Origin of the sequence: Gemmata sp. SH-PL17, from assembly GCF_001610855.1 — a bacterium.
Classification (GTDB): Bacteria; Planctomycetota; Planctomycetia; order Gemmatales; family Gemmataceae; genus Gemmata; species Gemmata massiliana.
Map to the genome: position 1 here is coordinate 3,581,431 of NZ_CP011271.1, position 24,467 is coordinate 3,605,897.

At 63.7% G+C, this 24,467-nt stretch carries 19 protein-coding genes; 9 read left to right on the forward strand and 10 right to left on the reverse strand.

Annotated features, from left to right (window positions below):
• Positions 1-323: 323 nt before the first annotated feature.
• The 4 genes from VT84_RS14975 to VT84_RS14990 form a co-directional block, all read right to left on the reverse strand.
• On the reverse strand, positions 324-1,334 hold the full coding sequence (locus VT84_RS14975) for an AAA family ATPase (protein WP_082840113.1): 1,011 nt from the start codon (positions 1,332-1,334) through the stop codon (positions 324-326).
• Positions 1,335-1,807: 473 nt separating this feature from the next.
• Entirely contained in the window at positions 1,808-3,361 is a 1,554-nt protein-coding gene (locus VT84_RS14980) for a hypothetical protein (protein ID WP_082840114.1), read from the reverse strand.
• Positions 3,358-4,932: a DUF4129 domain-containing protein gene (locus VT84_RS14985; RefSeq protein WP_082840115.1), complete on the reverse strand. Its 1,575-nt coding sequence runs from the start codon at positions 4,930-4,932 to the stop codon at positions 3,358-3,360. Before VT84_RS14985 ends, VT84_RS14980 begins: the two co-directional genes overlap by 4 nt.
• 280 nt (positions 4,933-5,212) lie before the next feature.
• The gene (locus VT84_RS14990; RefSeq protein WP_082840116.1) at positions 5,213-6,496 is read right to left on the reverse strand and encodes an O-antigen ligase family protein; all 1,284 of its coding nucleotides are present in this window, start codon (positions 6,494-6,496) and stop codon (positions 5,213-5,215) included.
• A gap of 201 nt (positions 6,497-6,697) precedes the next feature.
• Between VT84_RS14990 and VT84_RS14995 the strand changes: the two genes are divergently transcribed.
• Genes VT84_RS14995 through VT84_RS15005 form a run of 3 tightly spaced genes read left to right on the forward strand, consistent with a single transcriptional unit; the run spans position 6,698 to position 9,390 of the window.
• Positions 6,698-7,495: an SDR family NAD(P)-dependent oxidoreductase gene (locus tag VT84_RS14995; RefSeq protein WP_082840117.1), complete on the forward strand. Its 798-nt coding sequence runs from the start codon at positions 6,698-6,700 to the stop codon at positions 7,493-7,495.
• A 47-nt stretch (positions 7,496-7,542) separates the two neighbouring features.
• Entirely contained in the window at positions 7,543-8,025 is a 483-nt protein-coding gene (locus tag VT84_RS15000) for an HD domain-containing protein (protein ID WP_082840118.1), read from the forward strand.
• A gap of 6 nt (positions 8,026-8,031) precedes the next feature.
• Complete coding sequence (locus VT84_RS15005) at positions 8,032-9,390, forward strand: fatty acid desaturase family protein (RefSeq protein WP_052557685.1); 1,359 nt, start codon at positions 8,032-8,034, stop codon at positions 9,388-9,390.
• Between the two features lie 55 nt (positions 9,391-9,445).
• Here the strand turns inward: VT84_RS15005 and VT84_RS15010 are convergent, their stop codons facing one another.
• Both VT84_RS15010 and VT84_RS15015 read right to left on the reverse strand, forming a co-directional pair.
• A complete protein-coding gene (locus VT84_RS15010; protein ID WP_052558887.1) occupies positions 9,446-9,745 on the reverse strand; it encodes a GIY-YIG nuclease family protein in 300 nt (99 codons plus the stop codon).
• Between the two features lie 155 nt (positions 9,746-9,900).
• A complete protein-coding gene (locus VT84_RS15015; RefSeq protein WP_082843299.1) occupies positions 9,901-11,616 on the reverse strand; it encodes a hypothetical protein in 1,716 nt (571 codons plus the stop codon).
• A 538-nt stretch (positions 11,617-12,154) separates the two neighbouring features.
• Here VT84_RS15015 and VT84_RS15020 point away from each other — a divergent pair.
• The 6 genes from VT84_RS15020 (at position 12,155) to VT84_RS15045 (ending at position 19,152) form a co-directional block, all read left to right on the forward strand.
• Positions 12,155-13,099 carry an NAD-dependent epimerase/dehydratase family protein gene (locus VT84_RS15020; RefSeq protein ID WP_082840119.1) on the forward strand — a complete coding sequence of 315 codons (945 nt, stop codon included), beginning with the start codon at positions 12,155-12,157 and terminating at the stop codon, positions 13,097-13,099.
• 13 nt (positions 13,100-13,112) lie between these two features.
• A complete protein-coding gene (locus VT84_RS15025) occupies positions 13,113-14,084 on the forward strand; it encodes a glycosyltransferase family 2 protein (protein ID WP_082840120.1) in 972 nt (323 codons plus the stop codon).
• 24 nt (positions 14,085-14,108) lie between these two features.
• On the forward strand, positions 14,109-15,050 hold the full coding sequence (locus VT84_RS15030) for a glycosyltransferase family 2 protein (RefSeq protein WP_082840121.1): 942 nt from the start codon (positions 14,109-14,111) through the stop codon (positions 15,048-15,050).
• A gap of 61 nt (positions 15,051-15,111) precedes the next feature.
• On the forward strand, positions 15,112-16,524 hold the full coding sequence (locus VT84_RS15035) for a glycosyltransferase (protein ID WP_162271714.1): 1,413 nt from the start codon (positions 15,112-15,114) through the stop codon (positions 16,522-16,524).
• 13 nt (positions 16,525-16,537) lie between these two features.
• Positions 16,538-17,692: a UDP-galactopyranose mutase gene (locus VT84_RS15040; protein WP_204249760.1), complete on the forward strand. Its 1,155-nt coding sequence runs from the start codon at positions 16,538-16,540 to the stop codon at positions 17,690-17,692.
• Positions 17,623-19,152, forward strand: a complete 1,530-nt coding sequence (locus tag VT84_RS15045; RefSeq protein WP_052557675.1) for a glycosyltransferase family 2 protein — start codon at positions 17,623-17,625, stop codon at positions 19,150-19,152. Before VT84_RS15040 ends, VT84_RS15045 begins: the two co-directional genes overlap by 70 nt.
• A gap of 197 nt (positions 19,153-19,349) precedes the next feature.
• Here the strand turns inward: VT84_RS15045 and VT84_RS15050 are convergent, their stop codons facing one another.
• From VT84_RS15050 to VT84_RS15065, 4 genes are all read right to left on the reverse strand, one after another.
• Positions 19,350-20,945 carry a B12-binding domain-containing radical SAM protein gene (locus VT84_RS15050; RefSeq protein ID WP_082840123.1) on the reverse strand — a complete coding sequence of 532 codons (1,596 nt, stop codon included), beginning with the start codon at positions 20,943-20,945 and terminating at the stop codon, positions 19,350-19,352.
• Positions 20,946-20,968: 23 nt separating this feature from the next.
• Positions 20,969-22,180 carry a DegT/DnrJ/EryC1/StrS family aminotransferase gene (locus tag VT84_RS15055; protein ID WP_204249761.1) on the reverse strand — a complete coding sequence of 404 codons (1,212 nt, stop codon included), beginning with the start codon at positions 22,178-22,180 and terminating at the stop codon, positions 20,969-20,971.
• Between the two features lie 211 nt (positions 22,181-22,391).
• On the reverse strand, positions 22,392-23,498 hold the full coding sequence (locus VT84_RS15060) for an alpha-ketoacid dehydrogenase subunit beta (protein WP_052557673.1): 1,107 nt from the start codon (positions 23,496-23,498) through the stop codon (positions 22,392-22,394).
• Positions 23,473-24,438 carry a thiamine pyrophosphate-dependent dehydrogenase E1 component subunit alpha gene (locus tag VT84_RS15065; RefSeq protein ID WP_052557670.1) on the reverse strand — a complete coding sequence of 322 codons (966 nt, stop codon included), beginning with the start codon at positions 24,436-24,438 and terminating at the stop codon, positions 23,473-23,475. The genes VT84_RS15060 and VT84_RS15065 overlap by 26 nt, the downstream gene beginning before the upstream one ends.
• Between the last annotated feature and the right edge of the window lie 29 nt (positions 24,439-24,467).

Genomic DNA, 24,467 nt, shown 5'->3' on the forward strand with positions numbered 1-24,467 from the left:
TTCCGGCGCCACTTCTGACTTCCCGTCGCTCCGTTGGCTACTCGAGCGGGTAACAAACGTTAACATTACGACCAAATTTCCCAGTTGTTGGGTGCGAATATCGCTCAAAACGGTGCCAAATTGTGGCTTTGTTTTAACGGCCCCCACGTATCCGAGACACGCGCCACAACCGTAAACCTCCAATTGCGACTCTTGCAATTGGGAATTGTATACTAGTGTACGGGATTTTACAAGTGACTTTGGTTTCCTTGTAACGAGCCGCGACCGCAAGGGAGCGGAAACGCCTCCCGCTCCCTTGCGGTCGCGGCTCGTTACGTCTCGCATCAAACCGTTTCCAGAACGGGGACCGCGTCCAGGATCTCGCGGACGATTTCGGACACGTGTTTGCCCTCGATTTCGGCCTCGGGGCGCAGGATGAGTCGGTGACCGAGGACGCCGAACGCGACCGCTTGCACGTCCTCGTGTGTGAAGAAGTGTCGGCCTTCGAGCACCGCCCGCGCCCGCGCACAGCGGAGCAGGTTGAGTGCCGCACGCGGACTCGCGCCGAGGGCCACGTCCGGGTGCTTGCGGCTCTCTTCTGCGAGTTGCACGATGTACTCGTACAGCGACTCCGCGCCGTACACGCCGGGAAGCTTCCGTTGCAGCCCGATAATCATATCGGGCGTGAACATCGGTTGCACTTCCACGACCGGCTTGCTGTAGAGCTTCAGCAGCCCCACTTCGTGCTTGAAGCCCGGGTAGCCCATTTCAACGCGGAGCAGGAACCGGTCGAGTTGCGCTTCCGGGAGCCGGTACACGCCCTCTTGTTCGATCGGGTTCTGCGTGGCGAGCACGAGGAAGGGCAGGGCGAGCGGGAGCGAAACGCCGTCGACGGTGACCTGGTACTCTTGCATCGCTTCGAGGAGCGCCGATTGCGTTTTCGCGGGCGCGCGGTTGATTTCGTCGGCGAGGAGCACTTGCGTGAACAGCGGCCCCTTGCGGAGCACGAAGTCATTCTTGTTGCGGTCGAAGATGGACGTCCCGGTCACGTCCGACGGGAGCAGGTCGGGGGTGAACTGCACGCGCTGGTACTGGCACCCCAGGAGCCGGGAGAAGACCTTCGAGAGCGTCGTTTTCGCGACGCCCGGCACCCCTTCGAGCAACACGTGACCGCCCGCGAGGAGCGCGATGAGCAACTGCCGCGTCACGTCCTCCGCACCGACCACGACGCGGGCGACTTCGGCCGTTACCTTGTGGCTGAGTTGCTTCGCTTCCTGGGCCAGTTCGTGGGCCGCGGCCCTCGGGTCGGCGGGTGGGGCCAGGGTGCCGGGGTTCGATGTCGAGGCCAGACTCATGCCGTGCTCCCGTCGGTGTCGATCACGAATGGCAGTCTACAGTCTCTCACCCGCAAAGGGCGCCGGTCGCTCACTCACATTTGCTGATATTTTTGGCCGAAGGGACCGGTTCGGCGAGCGGGAACTGCACCGGGCGCTGGTGTTTCGGGCACATGGTGGCGTCGCACGTAATTGGTCGGCCGGGGCGGAATATTCGTCCGTCTGCTCCGTGACGAGACTGCGAGGAAGCATAGCGCCGTTTCTCGCGCGGCGTTGTGGCACAAGGAGCTAGTCCCGTTTCGAGATCCGTGTAGTGACCAAACGAGCCGCGACCGCAAGGGAGCGGGAGGCGCACCCCGTATATCTTCGCGGTTCCACACACCGGAAGCTCCGCTCCCTTGCGGTCGCGGCTCGCTACGAGGAGACGGAAACGGGACTAACCGCTCGCGGAGCAAGCGGACCGCACCGAAAACCAATCGGGCGCCGATCGCTTCTTACACTTCGTTCCCAACGAAGCGCCATTTCTCGTCCGCGTGGGCCTGCTTCAGGCGCTCGAAGTACGGTTCCAACTCGAACCAGCGCTGCGCGCTCATGGCAGTGGGCGGGCCGTAGGCGAGGCGCCACATGTCGCGGAGTGCCTGGCGGAGCGATCCGGGCTTGCGAACCGCGTCGGAGATTTCCAGGTCCGGCAGTTGCGGTCCCGGGTTCTCCGGCGCGCCCGCGCTGGCGAAGAACTCGCGCGTCAACTGGCGCACCGGCTCGTAGACGTTGTTCCGCCGCACCAATTCTTTTTGGCGCCGGTCGAACACCCCGGGCGGCCCGGTGGACGCGGTTCCGGCACCAGTAATCGGGGCGGGCGGGGTGTCCTGCGGGTGCCGCGCGTTCCACAACCGCCGGATCAAAAATAGGATCGCCGCGATCGAAGCGAGGATCGAGGCGCGTTCGACCCAGGTCGCCGCCGAGTTGCGTTCGCGCTCCGAGCCGGGTTCGCCGACCAGTTTTGTGTGCAGCTCGTCTCTCGTTTGAAATTGGTCGGCGATGCCGTTGGCGACATCGATGATTTTGTCCTGGTTCTTTCCAAGTAGACCGCCCATGTTGGGCATCGCGTCGGGGGGGATCTTCGGCAGCGGCTTCGCCATCGAGTGGCGCAAGCCATCGAATTTTTCGATCACGCGCCCGTTCTCGTAGAAGAGGCACTTGTTTCGCGATTTATCCGGTCCTTGTAGGTATTCGATGGTGCGCAGCGTCAGTTCCAAGTTGTCCGTGTCGGTTTCCATCAACATCTGGTTGATGAACACGCTGGAATCGGCCATTGCGAGGAACGAATAGCCGGGCGTGCCGAACCAGTCGGGGCCGTCCCCGCCGACCGCGAAGATCGGGTCTTTGAGGCGCCAGTTGTCGGTGCGCGACGATTTGGGCAACCGCGCGAGCGGGTGCTGGTACTCCTGCCTGAATTGTGTTTGTTGGAAGAACGTGGGCTGGTTAGTCGCGACGCGCTTCAGTCCCCGGAACACGTTCCAAACGCGACCGGGGCGCTCCGGAACATTGTCCACTTCGTCCGGCGAAACGGGCACCACGAGGGGGCAATCGGGCCTTGATCTGTAAGTGTGCTCGGGGTTCTGTCGGTCGGCCATGACGACCTGACCGGAGAACAGCCCGATCGGGTTGTTGGTGTGGGGATTGATGTTGTGCTCGTACAATCGCACCCCGCTGTCGGTGGCGATCAGCGCGGCCCCACCGACGCTGATCGCGCGCCGAACCTGCGCGAGCGATTCGCTCCAGTCCCCCGACTCCGGGATCCCGAGGGCGATGACGATCGTATTGCGGTCGATGCTGCGGTGCGCATCAAACGCCCGGACCGGATCGATTCGTTCGCGGTCCAAGAGGGCGCGGAACAGTTCGGTTCCCCCTGCGGGGATCGAGATTTGGGGCGGGGGCGGTTCCGGGAACCGGTTCGGCTGGGCGCCGGCGCTCGGAACCGCGACCAGAGTTACGGCCAGCGCGCCCGCGACGATCAGCGGGCCACGAAAACGGATCGGCGATCTCATGCCTCGTCCACTCCCGCCAGGTCACAAACCAAGCGCCGGGCTTCGAGCACCTCGGCCCGCGTCAGCGGCTCGTCGAGCGGCGCGTACCGGGCCAGTTCGTAGAGCCGGGCCAGTTTCACAGCGGTTTCACCGTGCGTTCGGGCCAACTGTGTCAACTCGTCGGCGATCGTGGAGTGCGTCCACGTCTTCGCGCCGGGTCCACAAATGAGGACGCTCAAGTACTCGAACGCTTTCACCACATCTTCTCGGGTGTTGATCGAGCGCGGGTCGAGCGGCCACGCCCCGAGGCCGTCGGGGGACCGAACTGCCCGATCAGAAGCGGGGAAGATCGCGGCCCACTTCCACCACAGCACCGCTGTCAGGACCAGTGCGAACAGGATCAGCATAATTAGCCAGGGCACCTGAACCCCGCCGAAGTCGAACGAGCCCATCCCGCCCATTGACGACCCGGACCCACCGCGTGACCGGTCCGGCATGGACATATCGGGCCACCGGCTGCGGTTGCTGCTCTCGGGGACGTTAAAGTTGCGATCGCTCCGGCTCCAGTTGAAGTCCAGGTCGAGTTTCGGCCACTCCCAGCCCTTGCCCTCTGCGCCGCCGAACAGATCCTTCATACCCTCGCCGTCGCCACCTTCTTTGAACATGTCAAAGAGGCTGTTGCCCTTGCTGTCGGTGAGGGCGTTCATCGCGTCGGGGTCGTTCACGAGGTCGAGGAGCGCGCGCTTGACCGCGGGCGACTCGTCGATGGGACCGACGTTCTTTTCCCAGAGGGCGGTCGCGGTCTCGACGGTTTTCGTTTTAGCCGTCTTTTCCGGTGAATCGGGGCGGTTACCGAACGGGTTCTCGGGGTCGAACGGCTGCCGCTCGTCCGGGTTCATTGGCGGGACCGGTTGGCCGGTCTTCGGGTCGATCATCGGCGGGGGCACGGGCGGGCCGCCCATATTGGGTGGCGGGGCTTGAGCGATTTTCGGCAGGCCCTGGTTGGGGGCGGTCGGGCGCCCGGTGTTGGGATCGAAGCGCGGCGGGTCGTTCGGGTTGACCGTGTTGGGGTCGATCTTGGGCAGCTTGAACGGATCGGCCCCGTTGTTGCCGTTCGGCCGCAGGTTCTTGAGTTTCTCGAGGTCTTCGGGCGTGAGCCGGGGGAGCTCGTTCGGGTTCTGGTTGGGGTTCTCGTTCTTGTGCTTTTGCGCGAGGTCCGTCATCCGTTTCATGAACTCTTTGTCTGCCAGCATGCGCTTGATGGCCGCGTCCACTTGGTCGTCGTTCGCGCGGGGGTTCCGCTGCTTCACCGAATCGCGGATCAGGTCTTCGAGTTGTTTGTTCGCGTCGCCGTCGCCCTTGCCGAATTTGGCGAGCAAATCGCGGATCTGTTCGGCCCGGAGATCACGTTGCCAGATGGTGTGGCGCCCGGCGTGCGGGTCGTTTTCCTGGATCATTTGCAGTTGGTGCGGGTTACCCCCCGGAACGGGCCTGAGGGGTTGTTGCGCGCGTACCCGGTTCGCGGGGCACAGCCACAACACACAACCGAAGAACGCGACCGAGAGTAACAAACCGCGGCGGCCGGGGGACATGAGGGGTCGCCTCCGAACAACGTTCAGCACCGAACCCGCAACGAAGTGGGCGCGGCCGGAACGGGCCGCGGTCCGTCGGTTCGGTGCGCAACTTCCCTATTGTCACGGAACCGGATGTCTGAAGCAAGCAATTGACGCGAATAGCTGAAGACGGGAGTAAAGTCAGACCTATCCCCGTCCCCCTCCCTAAAGGGAAGGGGAGAAAGCAGTAGGCGAGGGCATTTTTGCATTTGGTTTTGCCCCTTCCCTTTAGGGGGGGGGACGGGGGGTAGGTTTCCGTTCACCCGTGCGGGCCGTGGAGAATCCACCCCGGCGGGAGTTCGGGTTCCGGTTCCATCTCCATTTCTTCGTCGACCTCTGGTTCCGCTTCTGGATCCCACACAGCGAGGCGCTGTTCGACACAGTACCGCGCGATGATGAGGAACCCGCCGTACCAAAGCCACGTGTACCGGAACAAGTTGTGTCCGAAGTTCCCCATGAACAGCAGCAGGAACACGGCCATCCCGATCGAACTAGAGAGCGTGAAAATGAGATCGTTCTGCCACTCGGGGACGTCCTTCCGGATGCGCCGGACCATCCGCAGATTGATCCAGAAGCACAGGAGCAGCCCGATGAACGCCCCACCCCCCACCGACCCAGTTTCCCCGAAGAGCTGACCGTAGAGGTTGTGCGACTCGATCTTGGTGTTGTTCGCGGGGCGCCATGCTCCGGGGCCAATGCCCGTGAGCGGGTTATTCGCCCATTGTTGGAAGCCCATCACGAGCCCCTGATACCGCCCCTCACCGGACTCGCGTGCGTTCGCGGGGCCGACCTCCGGATTGATGATCGTCTCGAATCGCGTTTGGAGCGATTCCGGCAGCGCCACGAACGCGACCGGGGCCATTAGCGCGAAGCCGATCAGGGCCTTGAAGCGGTACTTCGTGCCCCAAATGATGATCGTAAACCAGAGGAGAAGCCCGAGCAGCGACGACCGGGAGCCCGTGAGCAGGATGCACAGCGACGACAGCCCGACGTACCCGAGTAGCGCCCACCGCCCGAGGCGCCCGCCGATCCCGGACTTCCACAGCGCGACCACCAGAGGGAGCGCGAAGACGATGCTGGCCCCGAAACTGTTCGGGTCGCCGAGCGTGGTGTCCACGCCGATCATGCGCGAGATACCCATGCGGTACGTGTGCCGGCCCGCCAGGTACTCGCGGAACGAGTGGAGCAGGTAGAACGCCATCACCGCGAGGAAGCCCACCGCGATGTGCTTGAGCCCCTCTTCGTCGTGGACGCACGTCACGAGCAGTACGTAGAAGACGACGATCTTGAGCCAGTCCTCGACCACCGGCTGGCCGTAGGCCGACCACGGGCTAATCGCCCACGCGAACAGCACCGCACTCACGAACGCGACGTACGCGCCATGTTGGACGTTCGGCAGGAACCGCTTGTTCGGGTAGATGACCCACACGCCGAGCATGAACAGCATGTAGATGCGCTCGATGTGCAGGTCGCCGAGCCACGTCCACACTTCAAACGGGCGCTCGATGAACAGGAACATGTAGCCGATGAGCAGCCAGCGCATGACACCGTCCCTGGTGCGAGTGAGGAAGTGGGACATGATACCGGGCCGAAAATCGGGTTGGGAAGCCCAACCTCGATTCCGGTTGTACCGTCAGCGCAATTTGAGAGGGCGGGTCAAGGGATTCCGACCCGGTGCTTTGTCCCGGCGCGGGCGCCCGGATCCCCCTCGTCGTTTAAACTGAGTGAAACGCGAGGGGCTGAAATGCAGCGCGAACTGATGGGCAAACGGGCGATTCTGACGGGCGCGAGCGGCGGAATCGGCGGCGCGGTCGCAAAAGCTCTGGCAAAAGCGGGGGCGCGCGTCGCGCTCGCGGGGCGCAACACGGATAAACTGAATGAACTGGCCGCCGCGATTCGCTCCGCGGGCGGCGAGGCGGTCGCGGTACCGACCGACGTTACCAAAGCCGACGACCGACAACGGCTGGTCGATCACGCGGTGGGTGCGTTCGGCGGGCTCGATCTGCTCGTGAACAACGCGGGCGTCGGGAGCTGGGGGCACTTTGCCGACTCGACGGAAGCGATTTGTCGCACCGTGATGGAAGTGAACTTCTTCGCCCCCATCGAGTTAACGCGACTGGCCGTGCCGCACCTGATGCGCGGGAACCAGTCCGCGGTGGTGAACGTGACGTCCATGTGCGGGCGGAAGGGGATGCCCGCGTGGCCCGAGTATTCCGCGTCCAAGTTCGCGCTGGTGGGGATGTCCGAGGCGTGGCGCGGCGAGTTCGAGCGGTTCGATATTGACGTACTGACGATCGTGCCCGGGATGACGAACAGCGGGTTCGACCGGAACTGGCTCCGTAGCGACGGCAAGGCCGATTTGCGGTTCCAGGAGGGGATGACCCCCGAGTACCTCGCCGCGAAAATCATCGACGCGGTCCAGAAGAACCGCACCGAGACGGTGTTGGGTTCGGAGGCGAAACGCCTGTTGCGCTTCAACCGCTACTTCCCGCGGCTCACGAACTGGCTCCTCGCGCGCAAGGTGAAGAAACTGTACTCGTAAAACTGGGTTTGTTTTCAGCGTGACACGAACGACGTGAGGGACTACGGATGGCCACGTTCGACCGGGCGGTGCAACTCGCGGCTTCCGCGCACGCGGGGCAGGTCGATAAAGAGGGCCAACCGTATTTGCTGCACGTGCTCCGGGTGGCACTCGCGGTAAACGACCCGAACGTGCGCATCGCGGCCGTGCTCCACGATCTCGTGGAAGACACCGACGTCACGCTCGCCCACTTGCAAACCGAAGGGTTTGCGGCCCCGATTCTGGAAGCGGTGGAGTGCCTGACTCGGCCACACGGCGCGCAATATGCCGATTACGTGATTCGGTTGAAGGGTAATGCGATCGCCCGGCAGGTGAAACTCTCGGACCTGGCCGATAACTCCCGGCTCGACCGCAACGTGATCGACCCGGCGCGCTTCGACTGGGACCAACGGCGCATCGTGAAGTACCTCGTGACGTACAAGTTCCTCGCCGACCAGATCGACGAGGAAACGTACCGCACACTGATGACGAGCCTCGAAGACCCGAAGTGACCGCTTATGAGCACGAGCACCATCGACGCGCCCGTTAAAACGCTTTCTGATCCGGAGCTGAAGGCCGCGCTCCAGGAGCTGCGCCGAACGGACAACGTCCGGAACTGGTGGTTCGTCGTTCGGACGTATCTGTACCTCGCTCTCGTAATCGGCGGGGCAGTGTGGTTCTTCGAGAACCGGGAAGACTTCGGGATCGGGTGGTGGGCGAATGTGCCCATTGCGCTGGTCGCGATTGTGCTTGTGGGAGCCGGGCAGCACCAACTTAGCGGACTCGCGCACGAAGGCTCGCACTACATCCTGTTCCGCAACCGGTTCGTGAACGATCTCGCGTCGGACTTGTTCACGATGTTCCCGCTGTTCGCGAGCATCTACCACTACCGGCTCCAGCACCTCGCGCACCACCAGTTCGTCAACGACCCCGACCGCGACCCGGACGTGTCGCAGCTCAAAACCAGCGGCCACTGGCTCGGGTTCCCGCTCGCCCGACGCGACGTGATTCGGGCATTCACGTGGCAACTATCGCCGTTTCGGTTGATCCGCTTCATGCGCATCCGCGCACAGTACAACGCGACCGGAACCGACAAGAACCCCTACATGATTAAGGGTCAGAAACCCTCGAAGGGAGCGGTTCGAGTCGGCATCCTGTACCTACTCGCAACTGTGGCAGCGCTCACGACACTCTTCTACCTCACGGACGACTGGTGGGTGATGCCGGTGACGGCCTTCGCGATGTGGATCGTTGTTGTTGCTGTGTTTATGAAGCTCCCGGACCATAAGTACCACCAGAGCAAACTTCGACCCGTCATCCATGCGCGGTACACCTCCGCGTTGCGGGTCGGGTTCATCACGCTGTTGCTCACGTCGCTCGTGGTCGCCACCAAACTGACCGGCGCGCCGGCCGTGCCGTACTTCCTGTTACTGTGGGTGGTGCCGCTGTTCACCGCGTTCGCGTTCTTTATGATCCTGCGCCAACTGGTGCAGCACGGGAACGGCGGGCGCGGGTGGATCAACAACACGCGGACGTTCCTCGTTGCACCGTTCATCCGCTTCGCGGTGTTCCCGTTCGGCCAGGATTACCACCTGCCGCACCACATGTACGCGACCGTCCCGCACTATCGCTTGAAGAAGCTCCACGCGCTGCTGATGCGGTACGACGAGTACCGGGCCGAAGCACTCGAGGTCCACGGCTACTTCGTGTCGCCGGAGCGCCCGCAGGTTCATCCCACCGTGGTGGACGTGCTCGGACTGGAGTACGCGCCGCGAACCGCGGACGTTCACATCGACGCGGAAGCGGTGTCAGTCGTCGAATTCAACGACAAGGAAGGTCTGGCGAAGGAAGTGGAGATGTCGCGCCAGAAGCAGTGAAGGTTTTTGGCAGGACTAACAGGATTAAGAGTGGTTAGACTGGCAATCGTAAATGTCACGCGCAAGCCGTTGTTCGTAATACGAATTTCGGCCAACGATTGTAGCCGATATTCGGATCGTTTGCTCGAAACTCCAGAATGAATTCCAGTTCTTTCGCGCTAACTTCTCGGTCTGTTGCCGTGTCCGATTCCCACAGTATCTCCTTCCGGATCGTGAAATCTCGCCGCTGTTCGCGGGTGAAATCTTGCGCGATCAGCGCATCCGAGGCGCTACCGAAGTAGTTAATGCTATCAGTGAGGTCTTTACCGACGTAAATCTTCCCGTTTGGATAAGTAATCTTGTAAACGACCTTCATGCGACGTACCACCATACCGCTCTCATTGCATGTGGGGACATCAGGATGTGTACGGTACCGCCTCGTCCGTCGCCCCACAAGCTCCGCTGTTCTGTGTCCCCGGCGGGGCAGATCTTGTTGATCCTGTTAATCCTGTCAAAAAGTCTTGTGCATTCTCACCCTGAGATGATCTGCTTGCGCCGCTTGATGTAGTCCCAGATCACGTAGCGATCCAGGTCGCGCCCCGCGGTGAACACGACGCGGCCCTTCGTCGCTTGCGCCATCTTGTACGCGAACTGCACGTCTTCTTGCGACTGGTTCCAGTTCGACAGCAGGAAAATGTTGATCGTGATCCCTTCGCGGGCACAGAGCAGCGCCTCACGCATGGTCGCTTCTTCGGTGCGCGGGTCCGGCGGGTAGAGCATGTACAACATGCTGCCTTCAAAGTGCGCGGTGGGCAGCCCGTCGGTAATGAGCACCACCTGTCGGTTCGGGGTGTCCTGGTTCGCGAGGAACCGGCGCGCGGTTTGGAGCGAGTGCTGGATGTTCGTGAAGTGGTGCGGGATGCGGAACTCGCTGGTTTCCGGGTTGCTCATGTCGGCCTTGAGCCGCACCACCGGGCTGAAGATCGTGACCGGTTTCGGCATCAGCCCCGCGACCTCCGAGAGGTGGCGCGGTTTCGCGAACGTGTACATCTCGATGAACTGGAGGAAATCGCCCGGGTACTCGGTCCGGATGAGGCCGTCGAGCGCGAGGCCCATGCGCTTCACGTTCACGTAGAGGCCGTCGTAGCGCATCGAGCCGCTCATGTCGAGCAGCACGCAGGTCGCGGCCTTCGGGTTCACCCGCGTGTGGTGAATCACGATGTCGTCGGGTTTCATCTTCACTGGAAGTCCCGGTCCGGCGCGTAAGAGCGCGTTCACCATGCTGGCCGGGATGTCCATCTGCGCGACGGAGTCGCCGAACTCGTAGGGCTTCGTTTTGGGCGATTCGACGGCGCCTTCGCCCGTCACCGCGTCGGGGTGGCGCCCGGTCCGCGATGCCTGGAGTTCGCTGAAGATCTGCGTGAGCACTTTCGACTGGAACAGCCGGAGCGCTTTGGGCGTCAGTTTGAACTTTCCGCTCCCGTCCCCTTCGACCCCCTGCTTTTCGGCCTGTTCGCGAATGTAGTCCTCGACCTGCTGTTGGAGCGCCTGGAGTCCTTCGATGTCGCCCGGTTCGGCGAACTGTTCGAGTTCCTCCAGATCGATGATCGCGAGTTGGGCGGGCGATTTTTTCGCCTCTTCGAGTTGCTTCAACAGTTCATCGATTGTTTCCAGTTCTTCTTTCACTTCGAGCGCAGTGGGGACGCTCATTTTCTCTCGGCCCGTGAACTCGTACTTCCCGGCGAGTTCGTCCACCTGATACTTGTCACCGAGGCGCTCGACGAGTGGCACCAGCGATTGCGCGAAAGCTGAGCGATCGTCCCCCGCACGGAAGTACAGAGATTCGAGGTCCGCGAGCTGCTCGTCCTTGATGGCGCGTCGGAAATCGGCCGCGAGTTTCTTCGGCGGGTTCACGTCTTGTGCCGCGTCGCGGAACGCGGTCGCCGCGGCCTTCTGTGCGGCTTTGGTTTCGTAGGTCGCGAGGATCTTCCGCTTGCGTTCGAGGAGCATTTCCTTGAGGGCGTCGATGCTCGGCCCCAATCCCGCGATCTGCGACGCATCAATGTGGATCGCGTTGGCCAACTGTTCTGCGGTGAACTCGTCGACGTCACCGAACCGGAGCATGTGCTCCATGAGCGGCGAAACCATGTCCGGCGGCGGGGCGGTGGGGCTGGGGAAGTTCACCGGGTCGTACCCCTGGTAGGTGTGTACGATCCCGCCCGGGGTCTGCACTTCTTGGGGGTCCATCACGATCCTCGAATCGGTGGCGACGTCCCATTGTAACCGGTCGGTCGAGTCCGTGTGCGCCGGGCTGTGTTTCGGGGCGTAATCGGGTAGTATCTCAGTTTGAATTTTCTTCGCGTCTCGTCGCGCTGGTCGCGCGAGGATCACCATGCCACTCTTCGGCTTCGACGCAATGCAGGATTGGGAGCGTGCGGAGTCTGAACTCCAGTTCTGGTGTTACGCCGTCGTACTCACTCCCGTGCTACTCTGGATTGTGACCAACGTTCTGTTGCAACACATCGCATGGCCGCGTACCCGCAAGCGGTGAGATGTCGTTTCAGCCTGAGTTGGCAGTCGTCCGAACCCCGTCGAGAAAAACCAAGCTGAGACATGCCCCGGAACCGAGTGGGCTTGATTCATAACAATTCGGCCCATTACACTTCCCACCCAACACTCGGGTCGCGACACAACCGCCAACGGGGGAACGGCGGACGAACTGGTTCGCGGCGCGAGACGTTCGTCTGGAACTCTTTTGTTCCGCGGAACTTCAGGAGACTGCATCGTGCCGCAGCGCGTTCTCGTAACCGGCGGACTCGGCTACCTCGGCAGTGTCGCGTGCGAACACTTCCTCGCGGCCGGGTACGAGGTGACCGCCCTCGATAACCTCATGTACGGAGCGGGGCAGGGGTTGTTTCACCTCTGCGCTAACCCCGCGTTCGATTTCATCAAGGGCGACGTCCGCGACGAAAACGTGATGCGCAACGCCATCAAAGGCGCGGACGCGATCGTTCACTTGGCGGGGATCGTGGGCGCTTCGGCGTGCGACCGCGACCCGGCGCTGGCCAAGTCCGTGAACCTGGAGTCGGTGCGGCTCCTGAACCGCCTCCGCAGCCCGAACCAGCTCGTCGTGTTCCCCAACACGAACAGCGGGTACGGTGCCACCACCGGGTCCGCGCTCTGCACCGAAGACACGCCGCTCGAACCGATCTCGCTGTACGGCCGGACGAAGTGCGAGGCCGAACGCACGCTGCTCGACAGCCCGAATGCCGTGACGTTCCGGCTCGCGACCGTTTTCGGGCTGTCGCCGCGCATGCGGCTCGACCTGCTCGTCAACCACTTCGTGTATTCGGCCATCAAGGACGGCTACATCGTCCTCTTCGAGAAGGACTTCAAACGCAACTTCGTTCACGTCCGGGACGTGGCCGATTGCTTCCTGCACGCACTGGTGAACGGCCCGCAAATGTCCGGGCGCCCGTACAACCTCGGGCTGGACTCCGCGAACCTCTCGAAAGAGCAACTCGCGCTCGCCGTGAAGAAGCAGGTGCCGAAGTTTTACATCCACTTCGCGGCGATCGGCGAAGACCCGGACAAGCGCAACTACATCGTGTCGAGCGCGCGGCTCAAGGAGGCCGGGTTCGAGGCCAATCGCTCGCTGGAAGACGGCATTCGCGAACTGATTAAGGGCTACCGGATGATGGGCCGGGGGCCGTACCAGAACGCCGGGTGAAGGAGCACGACCGATGCACGACCGCGTATCCCGTCGGCGGCGCCGGCGGCGGAACCCGTATGCCGGGCTGATCCACCTGCTGAACAAGCGGTACCACGACGAGTGGCAGCGCGCGGAACTCCTTCAGAACGACCTGAACGGGCTGCAGGGGTCCAAGTTCGCGAAGGCCGCGGAGTGGCTCCGCGTGCAACTGCGGCGGTTCATCCCGCACCCCGCGATCGTTCCGAAGTTCATCACCGAGAAGGCCGAACCGTACCTCGGCCCGGAAACGACGCTACCGAACGCTCGGGTGAGTATCATCATCCCGTTCCGCGATCGCGCCGAACTGCTGCGGAACTGCTTGCGGAGCCTGCGCCGGAGCACGTTCCGCAACATCGAGATCGTGCTCGTCGATAACGGGAGCGAGAGCCCGCGGACCGGGCGCTTGCTGGCCAGCATCGGGGCGCGCCAGAACGTGCGCCTCGTGAGCTGCCCCGGGCCGTTCAACTTCTCGCTCCTGTGTAACGCGGGTGTCGCGCGGGCGACTGGCGACCACCTCCTGTTCCTCAACAACGACACCGAGGTGCTCACGCGCGACTGGATCGAGCGCCTGCTGCTGTTGGCGGCCGATCCCGCTGTGGGCGCTGTGGGCGCGACGCTGCTGTACCCGGACCGCACCATTCAGCACGCGGGTTTGTTCCCGCGCAGCGACGGTACCTGGGTTCACCCCTACCGCGGCCAACCGGAAGATGAGCCCGGTGCGGACGGTGAACTGCGGATCGTGCGGACCGTTCCCGCGGTGACGGCCGCCTGCATGCTCGTGCGCCGAGACGTGTTCGAGGACGTGGGCGGGTTCGACGAGAACCTCCCGCTCTCACTCAACGACGCGGATCTGTGCCGCCGGATTCGCGCGAAGGGTCGATCAATCATTGTGACACCACACGTGCGGATGTTCCACTACGAGGGGCTGAGCCGCGGGTTCACCGTCGACCCGACGATGGCCTGACGAAATTGCTGGAACGGGAACCGCATGCGACCGAGTTTCTCACTCATCGTCCCGACTCGCGGGCGCGTCGAAAAGCTCCGCCGGTTCCTCGATAGCGTGGCCCGGACCGCGCACCACCCGGAGCGGATCGAAGTTGTGCTCGTGGTGGACGCGGACGACCCGGCGAGCCTCGTCGGCCACCCCAAACTGAGCGTGCGTCCCGTCGTTGTGCCACCGGGCTTGACGATGGGTGCGCTGAACAGCGCCGGGTTCGACGCGACCACCGGCGCCTACGTGATGCTGCTCAACGACGACGTGATCGTGCGAACCCCCGGATGGGACGCGATCGCGTTGAACTGCTTTCGCCGGTTCCCCGATCCGTTCGTGCTGGTCCACGTCAACGACACGCTGATGCGCGACCACCTCTGCACGTTTCCACTCACCTCGCGCGCGTTCTGTGAGTTGGTAGGGGGGATTTGCCCGCCCGAGTACGCGCGCTACCGGATCGACGACCACATTGAGGACGTGTTCAATCTGTTGGCTGCGCTCGGCGAACAGCGCGTCGTGTATTTGCCGGACGTCGTGTTCGAGCACGACAACGCGGTTCATCACCCCGAAGCCGGTTTGGTGTACATGTCCGATCCGGCGATTCTGGCAGTCGATGCGCCGCGGTTCGATGCACTGCTTCCGAAGCGTAAGGAACTCGCGCTTCGTGTGTGTGCGGCGATTGAAGCGCGAAGTGATCCCGAGAGCGAACGAGGGCGCTGGGCGAAACTCGATGCGGTGACGTCGTCGTTCGATATTCGCACCCCCGGCCGGCAACTCGTCGTGCGAACCCCTTGGTGGAAGGCATCCTGGGAAGCTGTGCGAAACGCTTTAGCTGCTCTCGGACGCGCCCGACATAAGAACGCGCGGGGAATTGTTCAGGCACTCCGGAAGCGGCTCCCCGGCCGGCCGATCTTGACACCACGCGAACAACCGGGCTAGGCTCTCCGTCCCGAGTGATTCACTCATCGTGATGGGCACCCCGCGCGGGAGAAGGAACTCCGTGAGCGCCACCTCGCACAAGTCCGTGCCCCCGCCACGGGAAGAAACGGCCGACCCCGTCCGTGCGACACGCGCCGCCACACCGGTCGAATTCCTCGGGTGGTTGCCGGTCTTCAAGCGGTTCGGGAATTGCGGAACGCACCCCCTCTTCAGACACACGGACGCTCCGCCCGCGGGTTATAGGTTCGTTCATTCCGGGCGCGCTGCTACCGACGACGAGACACTACCGCTCACTCGCGTTCAGCGAATCGCACGGGCGTTCTCGGCGCTCGGCACGTCCGCGACCATGTTCGCACAGACGGCGTTCCAGTTCGGAGCGGTTCGCTGCCTCATCACGCTGTTCGGGTTCGTGCGATTGGTACTCTCGCTGATTCGCCAAACGGGTCGCGTGGTGCCGGCGGTGCGGTTCGCGCACTCCCGGAACTTCCAGTCACAGGTCCTGGCTCCGCGCCGGGCGGAACTCGCCTTTCTGACGAGCGTACCGTTCACCTACGGTCAGAACCCGTGGGTGATCGAAATCGAGGACGCAACCACGCTGTTCTACCCGTTCATTCAGAACGGCCAGACGGCCGGGCTGGACGTCCAGCGGTCGCCGTACTTCGGCGCCGTCAAAGCGCTACTCGAAGCCGAGTATTGTCGCGGGATCGTGACGCACATGCGGTCCACAGCGGAAATGATTCCCGCGCTGTTCCGGAGCGAAACGATCGCCCGGAAGGTGACGTATGCCCCGCTCGGCGTCCAACTGCCGGGCGAGTGGCAAACGCACGACGACGAAGACGGCACGGTGAACCTGCTGTTCACCAACTCCTGGCACCAGAACCGCGACAGCTTCTTTCTTCGCGGCGGGCTGGATGTGCTGGAAGCGTTCGACGTGCTGCGCGAGCGGTATCCGCAACTCCGGCTCACGATCCGTTCTGGTCTTCCGCGCCTCGATGAGCGTTACTACCGCATCCTGGAGTCGGGTTGGGTTCGAGTGATCGACCGCTTCCTCCCCGCCGAGCGAATGGCAGAGCTTCAGCGCGAATCGCACATCTATTTGCTCCCGGCCGCGCGCATCCACATCGTGTCGGTTCTCCAAGCCATGTCCTACGGGCAGGCGGTGGTGGTTTCCGACGGGTGGGGAATGGACGAGTACGTTGAGCACGGGCGCACGGGGCTGATCGTCCCCGGTCGGTACGGGAAGGTGTCGTGGGCCGACCACGAGGCCGGCGTGCTCCGCGAGAACTACGGCCCGATGTATACCGCGGACAAGAAGGTGGTCGACGGATTGATCGAATCGGTGTCGCTGTTGATCGAGCAGCGCGCGGTGCGCCAGCGGCTCGGGCACGCGGCCCGCGCGGACGTGCAAACGCGGTTTACTCCCGATCAGTGGAACGCCGCTCTCAAGAACGCCTTCGATAAGGCCCGCGGGTGAACGAGGGACCGCCGTGCTCGATGATGTGGACCTTCTGGTGTGCGGGGCGGGGCCGGTCGGGTGCGTGATCGCGGAGCGCGCGGCCACGGTGCTCGGCTGGAAGGTGCTCGTCGTGGATCGGCGCGCGCACATTGCGGGAAACTGCCACGATTCACCGGCGTCCAACGGGGTTCTCGTTCACAACTACGGCCCGCACTACTTCCGCACAAACGACGAAGACCTGCTCCGCTACCTGTCCCGGTTCACAGAATTCATCCCCGCGAATTACGAGGTGCGGTCACACGTTCGCGGGGACCTCTTTCCGTTTCCGATCAACCTCACCACGCTGGAGCAGTTCTTCGGTCGGCCGCTTGATGCGGAAGCCGCGGAGCGACTCCTGGCTGAGCGCCGCGTGCCGATCGCGAACCCGGCGAACTCCGAAGAATTCGTACTGAGTCGCGTCGGGCGCGAGTTGTACGAAGCGTTCTACTTGAACTACACGCTGAAACAGTGGGGCGTTCACCCGCGCGACCTCGACCCGCAAGTGTGCGGGCGCGTTCCGGTGCGCCTGGACCGTGACGCCCGGTACGTCGGGCACCGGTTCCAGATGATGCCAAAGGGCGGGTTCACCGCACTGTTCGCGCGGATGCTCCGGCACCGAAAGATCCGCACGCTGTTGAACTGCGATTTCATCGAAGTGCGTGACTTGATCCGCCCGCGGTGCGCGACCGTGTATTGCGGTCCCGTCGACGAATACTTCGGGAACCGACTCGGCAAGTTGCCGTACCGCTCGCTCCGGTTCGAGTTCGTGCCGCACGCCACCGAGTGGCGCCAGCCCTGTGTGCAGATCAATTATCCGAACGAATTCCCGTACACGCGGTCGGTCGAAATCAAGCACGTCACCGGTCAGCGACACCCCGAAACAGTAGTGAGCTACGAAACGTCCGCATCGACGGGCGAGCCGTTCTACCCCGTTCCGCGCCGCGAGAGTGCGGCCCTGTACGCACGGTACCGCGAACTGGCGGAAGCGGAAACGGCGCAGAATAGCGTGTACTTCTGCGGGCGGCTCGCGCAGTACCGGTACTTCAACACCGATGAGGTGATTCAGGAGGCTCTCGCGTGTTTCCAAACGATTCGCCGCCGGTTCGCGGGCGCGCCTGCCTCGTCGTCGACGACCCGAGCGGCCTGAGTACCGACGCCCCGGCTTTGCGCGACTTGCTTCAAAACGGTTGGACCGTTCACGTCCTCGTGTGTGCGGGAACCGAAACTGGTGTTGCAGCGCGCCTGCGCGCGGCTGGCATCGGTTGCACTGATCTCACTGCGATCGAGCCGCCGGCTGATTTCCGCGTGCATGAACTTCACGGTGACGGACCCGCGGAACGCTCGGAGCTGGTACGCCACGCGGTCGAAGGATTGCACCGTGAACATCGCTTCGGCGTCATCGAGTTCAGCGCTCGCGGTGGATTGGGCGCGCGAGCGGTTCAGGCGAAGCGCGCGGGGCTGGCACTCACCGATGTGACGCTGGCCGTGCGGCTCGACGGGAACACGCAGCGCGATCGCGAAAGCCGCCAGCGCTGGCCTTCGGATTTTGCTGCGGTGGAAGGCGATTACCTCGAACGATTCGCCTTCGAGGGGGCGGATATTCAGTGCGTACCGGACGACGCACTGACAGCGTTTGTGCGACGGAACGGGTGGATGATTCGACCTGACGCCGTGACTTCCGCGGTCGAGTACAGCCGGTCGCTCGAGGTCGCAAATCCCAACGTGAGTAGCTCGCCGCTCGTGACGATCGCGATCGCACACCACAACCTCGGCCGCTACTTTCCGGACACGCTCGCCACGCTCGCGGCTCAAACGTACCCGAACATCGAAGTCATCGCTATCGACGACGGCTCGACGGACGCAGCATCGGTCGAAGTGTTCGAGTCGATGCGAGCGCGGTACCCGGCGTACCGGTTCCTGCGTCAAGAGAATGCGGGCATCGGAGCAACTCGGAACCGGTGCCTCGAACTCGCCACCGGCGAATTCTTTGTGCCCGTCGACGCAGACAATCTCGCACGACCAGACATGATTGCGCGGTTCGTCACTGGGATGCAGCGCAACCCCGGTCTGTCGGCCATGACGTGTTACTTCCTCGCGTTCGATGTCGACGCACCCAACCTGCACCCCGAACGTTACCTTTACGCGCACCGACCGGTGGGCGGGCCGCATGCTCTGGCCGGTATCCGCAACGTGTACGGCGACGCGAACGCGATCTTCCGCACGGCCGCGTTGAGGGCCGTGGGCGGGTATGAAACTGATCGTGGAACGTCGTGCGAGGACTGGGAAGCGTTCGTGAAGCTGGTCCACGCGGGGCACAAGATCGGCGTCGTGCCGGAGCACCTGTTCTACTACCGCTACCGCCCGGGCGGGTTCTCACGCAGTACGAACTGGTTCGCGAACCACCAGCGGGTGCTGCGTCAGTTCGCGAACCCGGGCACACTTCCTCCTGCCGATGCGCTCACGCTGTGGACGGCACTCCTCGGGTTCCACCAACAGCTTGAGTACATGCAGAACGCGCAGCCTCCGCGTCGCCATAAGTTCGCCGATCGTGCGTACTCGGTGCTGGGTACGCCGCTGAAGTGGGTGCGCCGAATCGGTCGGAGATGAGTTCAGACCGACGGTCGTGAGAGCCACGAAGAGCTTTTGACAGGATCAACCGGATCAAGATCCGAAAGCACCACCCGCTCGTTGTCACTCGCGGTTTGCCTGCGTCTCTTGGCGAACCGCGAGTGACAACGAGCGGGTGGTCGGTTCTTTACCGGTCGGCTACACCGGCCGTTCGCCCAATGCCGGTCCGAGCGAGCCTAGCGCCGGGTGAGCTGGAGCACTTCGGGTGCGGGGGCGCTGACCGCGTTGTCTGCGGGGAGGAGCGTTGGCGGAACGTCGAGCGCGCCGGTGAGCAGGTCGCGTTCGAGTCGGTGGGCCGTCATGCGGCGAATATCTTCCACCGACTTCGTACCGAACCGGCTCTCGATCAACTGCAAGTACCCCGGGTCCGTGTAGTGCTTCAAGAACGCCGCGTCGCGGAACTTGAGCACCTCGCGCGCGGGTAGGTACCGCGTCGGGAGTGGCAGGCAGTCGCGCGAGTGCTGCGAGTAGCCGGTCCACCGTTGCGGCAGCGGCACCCCGCGCCGCAGTGCGAGCGCGTACAGCGGGGAACCCGGGTACGCCATCGCCGAGTAGAAGTTGGCAAACTCGCACTTCAGATCGAGCGCGAGATCGAGCGTCGCCCGCATGGTCGCGTGGTCGTCTTCCGGCAAGCCGAAGATGTAGTTCCCGATCACGCTGATCCCGGCCGACTGGATCTGGCGCACGATGCCGTACACCTGCTCCTGCGAAAACGCCTTGTCCACGTCGGTGCGCACGCGGTCCGCACCGGCCTCGATGCCGACCGCCAGCCAGTTGAACCCGGCCGCCTTCAGCTTGTCGAGCATCCCGTCCTTGATCGTGTCCACGCGGGTGTACGCCCAGATGTTCAAGTCGTACCCGCGGGCGATGATCCCGTCGCAGATGCCGACGACGTGCCGCTTGTTCAGCACGAACATTTCGTCGGCGATCTTGATGTTCCGCACACCGTGCTTCTCGACCAGCGTGTCGATCTGCGCCAGAACGTGATCGACGCTCCAGAAGCGGTAGCTGTTGGGCGGCTGCTTTTCGCCCGGCTCGCCCACCTCACCGTTCTTGAACGGCGCCTGGATGCAGCAGAACGAGCACTGGTAGGGGCAGCCCAGAGTGGTGTAGATCGCCGCGTAGGGCTGGCGCTCGTGCCCGCCGAGGCAGTGCCAGTTGTGTGCGCGGTAGCGGCTCATCGGGAGCAGATCCCACGCGACGCCCGGCATTTCGGCGTCGAGCCGCGTGAGGAGTGGGGCTTGCGGGCCGCTCCGCGGGCGGCCGTTGTCGCGGTACCAAAGGCCCGGCACCGCGCTCAGATCGGGCGCGGGCGATTTCAGCGCGTCTACGAGGCTCACGAGCGTGTGAAGCCCCTCGCCGGCCGCGACGAAGTCGGCTTCCTCCTCGCGGAGCGTCCGCTCGGGCAGGGCCGCAACGTGCCCGCCCAGCAACAGCACCGGCTGGTCCGGCGCGGTCACCTTCACCGCGGAGCAGGCGCGCCCCACCGCGGTCATGATCTGTGTGGAAGCGGACGGCTGGTGCCCGTAGGCCACGACCGCCGCGAGTACCGGTTTGAGGTACGCGACGCGGTCCGCGACTTCCGACGCGGACAGGCACTCGGCTTCCGCGTCGATGATTTCGACCGACAGCCCGCGCTGGCGGCAGAACGTCGCCATCAACCCGGCCCACACCGGGTTCTCCACGGCCGCGAGGTCGGTGCCGAGCGACTGGTACACCTGCGTCCGGCTGCTCGGGTTGATCAGAACGAGGTCGAGTCGGTTCGCCGTCATGGTGGTTCCGCGTTTGAGGGTGTTCAGCGCCCGAGGCCGTTCAGCAGGTCGCAGAGCTGGAGAATGCGGTCCGCTTCCAGGGTCGGGTAGTTGCCGATGTAGAAGCCGTAGAAGTGAACGTGGTCGGCCTTGGGGCACTGCTTCCATGCATCATCGCCCAGGAGCCGGCGCAGGTACGGCTGCCGGAGCTGGTTGCCGCCCCCGGCCGTTCCGCGCCGGAACTCCACGCCCGCCGCGCGGAGCGCGGTCGTCACGCGGTCGCTCAGAGCGGGATCGGGTTCCTTGAGAACGAGCGTGAAGGCGTAGTTGCTGCTCCCCTCGGTGCGGAAATCGGTGCGGTACAGCGTGGGATCGAGGTTCCGCAGGAACAGCATGAAGTTCGCGGTGCGGCGCTGGTTGTTGTCGTCGAGCCGGCGCAACTGCGAGCGGCCGATCACGGCGTTGATCTCGGTGCTGCGCACGTTGTACGCAGGAAATGCGAAGATGAAGTCCGGGTTCAGGTCCGGGAATTTCTCGGCGAAGTCGCGCTTCTTGTTGTCGCTGCTCATCTCGCGGACCATTCCGTGCGCCCGGAACATCCGAATCGCTTCGTACAGGTTCTCGTCGTTCGTGCAGACCATCCCGCCTTCGATGGTGCTGAGGTGGTGGGCATAGTAGAAGGAGAAGTTGGACGCCCACCCGAAACTGCCGAGCTTCTGGTCCTCGAACGTCGCCCCATGCGACTCGCACACGTCCTCGATGAGCGGAACACCGCGTGCCTCAAGTTCGTTCAGCAGGGGCCGCGTCAGCGCGTTGTACCCGAGCACGTGCGTGAGGAACACGGCCCGCGTGCGCGAGGTGATCTTCGCGAGGATCTGGTCCGGGTCCATGCTCAGGGTGCGCGGGTCAATGTCCGCGAACACCGGCGTGAACCCGCAGTGCAACACGGCCGCGATGTCCGACACCCAGGTGATCGCGGGGACGATCACCTCGCCCCCCTCGGGGTGCAGCTCCTTCAGGGCCGCGATCGTCACCAGGTTCGCCGACGAGCCGGAGTTCACGAAGACGCTGTGCTTCACTCCCAGCCACTGGGACCATTCTTCCTCGAAGGCCCGCACGTTCTTCGATTGCGTGAGGATCGGGTCGTCCTGCTGGAGCAGGTCGATGACCGCGTTCAGGTCTTCGCGGGCGATGTTGTTCTTCATCAACGGCCAGTTCAGTTTGGCCGGAGCGGTGGCGGACTTGGTCGTCGGCACGTTGATCCTCCGTGATGTTCGACTATATTCGGCTGCATGTGGCACGGACCTTCTTGCCCGTGCCGGAGATTGTTTTGTTTCTCGCAGTGAGCCGCGACCGCAAGGGAGTGGGGGAGGTCATCAGCGCTCTGACGAGCCGCGACCGCAAGGGAGCGGTGGCGCATCCCGCTCCCTTGCGGTCGCGGCTCGTCAGAGCGCTACGACGGGCCGGTTAGAACGGCCCCTTGAACTCGATGCTCCGCAGGTCCGCGCGCTCGGTCGGGAGCCAGTTGCACGCACGGCCCTCGACCAGATCGCGGGCGGCGGCGGCGACGGTCCGCGCGTTCGGGTAGAACAGGTCTTCGAGTCCCGGCGTCGTCGGGCACGTCGTCGGAGCGAACCCCATACGCTTGAAACGGAAAGCGCGCTCGCCTTGCAACCGTTCGGCCACGCGGCTGACAATTTCTGCGGCCGCTCCGCAGTTCGTCCACCCGGTGTCCACAACAATGAGCCGCCCCGTGCGGCGCACCGATTCCGCAATGGTGTCGGTGTCCAGCGGGTTCAGCCAGATCGGGTCGATGACTTCGGCCCGAATACCCACGTCTTCCAGGTACTTCGCCGCACGCAGAGCTTCGACCTGCATGTAGGAGATGCCAACGATCGTCACATCGTCGCCGGCCACCGCGATACGGGCTTTGCCCGGTTCAACGGTGTACGGCTCGGTCGGCACCGGCCCCTTTTGGAAGTGCAGCAGCCGGTGCTCGACGTACAGCACGGGGTCGTCGTCGCGGATCGCGGCCGTGAGGCAGCCCTTCGCGTCGTAGGGGGTGGACGGCGCCACGACCTTGATCCCCGGGACGTGCATGAAGAAGCTGTGCAGCCCCTGCGAGTGCTGCGCGCCCTGGCCCCAACTCTTGCCGATCATCGCTCGGACCACGAGCGGCACGTTCACGCGCCCGCCGTAGGTGTACCGGCTCTTCGCGGCCACGTTGAGGAGCTGGTTCACCGCGAGCAGCAGGAAGTCCATGCGGATGTGGACGTGGATCGGGCGCAGCCCGGCCAAGGCCATCCCGATCGCGGCGCCGGTCATCGCGTCTTCCGAGAGCGGCGTGCCGAAGACGCGCTCCGCGCCGTACTTCTCCACGAGCCCCTGGGTCGTCCCCTGAATGGCCTTCGGGTCGTCCACGTCCAGGCCGAACAGCACGACGTTCGGGTCTAGGCCCATTTCCTCGTCGGTCGCCTCGCGGACGGCTTCTACGAACGTCCGCGTGCGCTCGGTCGTCTTGATGCTCTCGCGGAGAGCCTGGGGCGATTTAGCTTTGGCAAGCGGCGAAATCATTGGCGTCCTCCGTGAAGATGTCGGTCATGAGTTCGGACGGGTGCGGGAACGGGCTGGTTTCCGCGAATTCAAACGCCGTGGTGATCTCGCGCTCCACCGCGGCCTCGATCACGGCGCGCTGTTCAGTCGGGATCTGTTCGGCCAGCACGCGGACCGCATCATTCTCTTCCCACGGCGCGCATTCGCTCTTGGCACGGTATCCGAGGTGGTAGTCCGCGCCCGGGCCGACGTGCTCGCGCCACCGGTACGTCGTGGCTTCGATGAATTGCGGCCCTTCGCCAGCTCGCAGTTTGGCGATGGCACTTTCGGCTTTGTCGCGAAGTGTCAGCACATCGTTACCGTCGAGCCGTTCGGCCGGCATGCCGTAAGCCCGTGCCCGAGCGCAGATGTCAGGCAGCCCCTGACGCTTGGCCTGGGACGTGTGAATCGCGTAGCCGTTGTTTTCGCACACGAACAGGAGCGGCAGGCGCTTTAGAACGGCGAAATTCAGCGTTTCCGCGAACACGCCCTCTTCCGTGGCGCCGTCGCCGAAGAAGCACACCACGACCGCGTCCGACCGGCGGAGCTTCAGCGAGTAGGCGTACCCGGCGGCGTTCGCGATCGTTGTGCCGACCACCGCGGACGTGCCCATCACCCCGCACTCGGTGTCGATCAGGTGCATCGACCCGCCCTTACCGCGGGTGCAGCCGGTCACCTTGCCATACAGTTCCGCGACCATCGCGTTCATGTCCCCGCCTTTGGCGAGGTACAGCGCGTGTCCGCGGTAGGTGCCGAACACCACGTCGTCCGCGCGGAGGGCGTCGCACACGCCGACCGAAACGGCTTCCTGACCGATGGAGAGGTGGACCGGGCTTTTGATCTTGTCCGTCGCGTAGACGCGCGCGACTTCCTCCTCGACCCGGCGAATGCGGTACAGCGATCGAAATAGCCTGGCGTGCATGTCCGGTGCCCTCTCGTGAGTTCCAAATC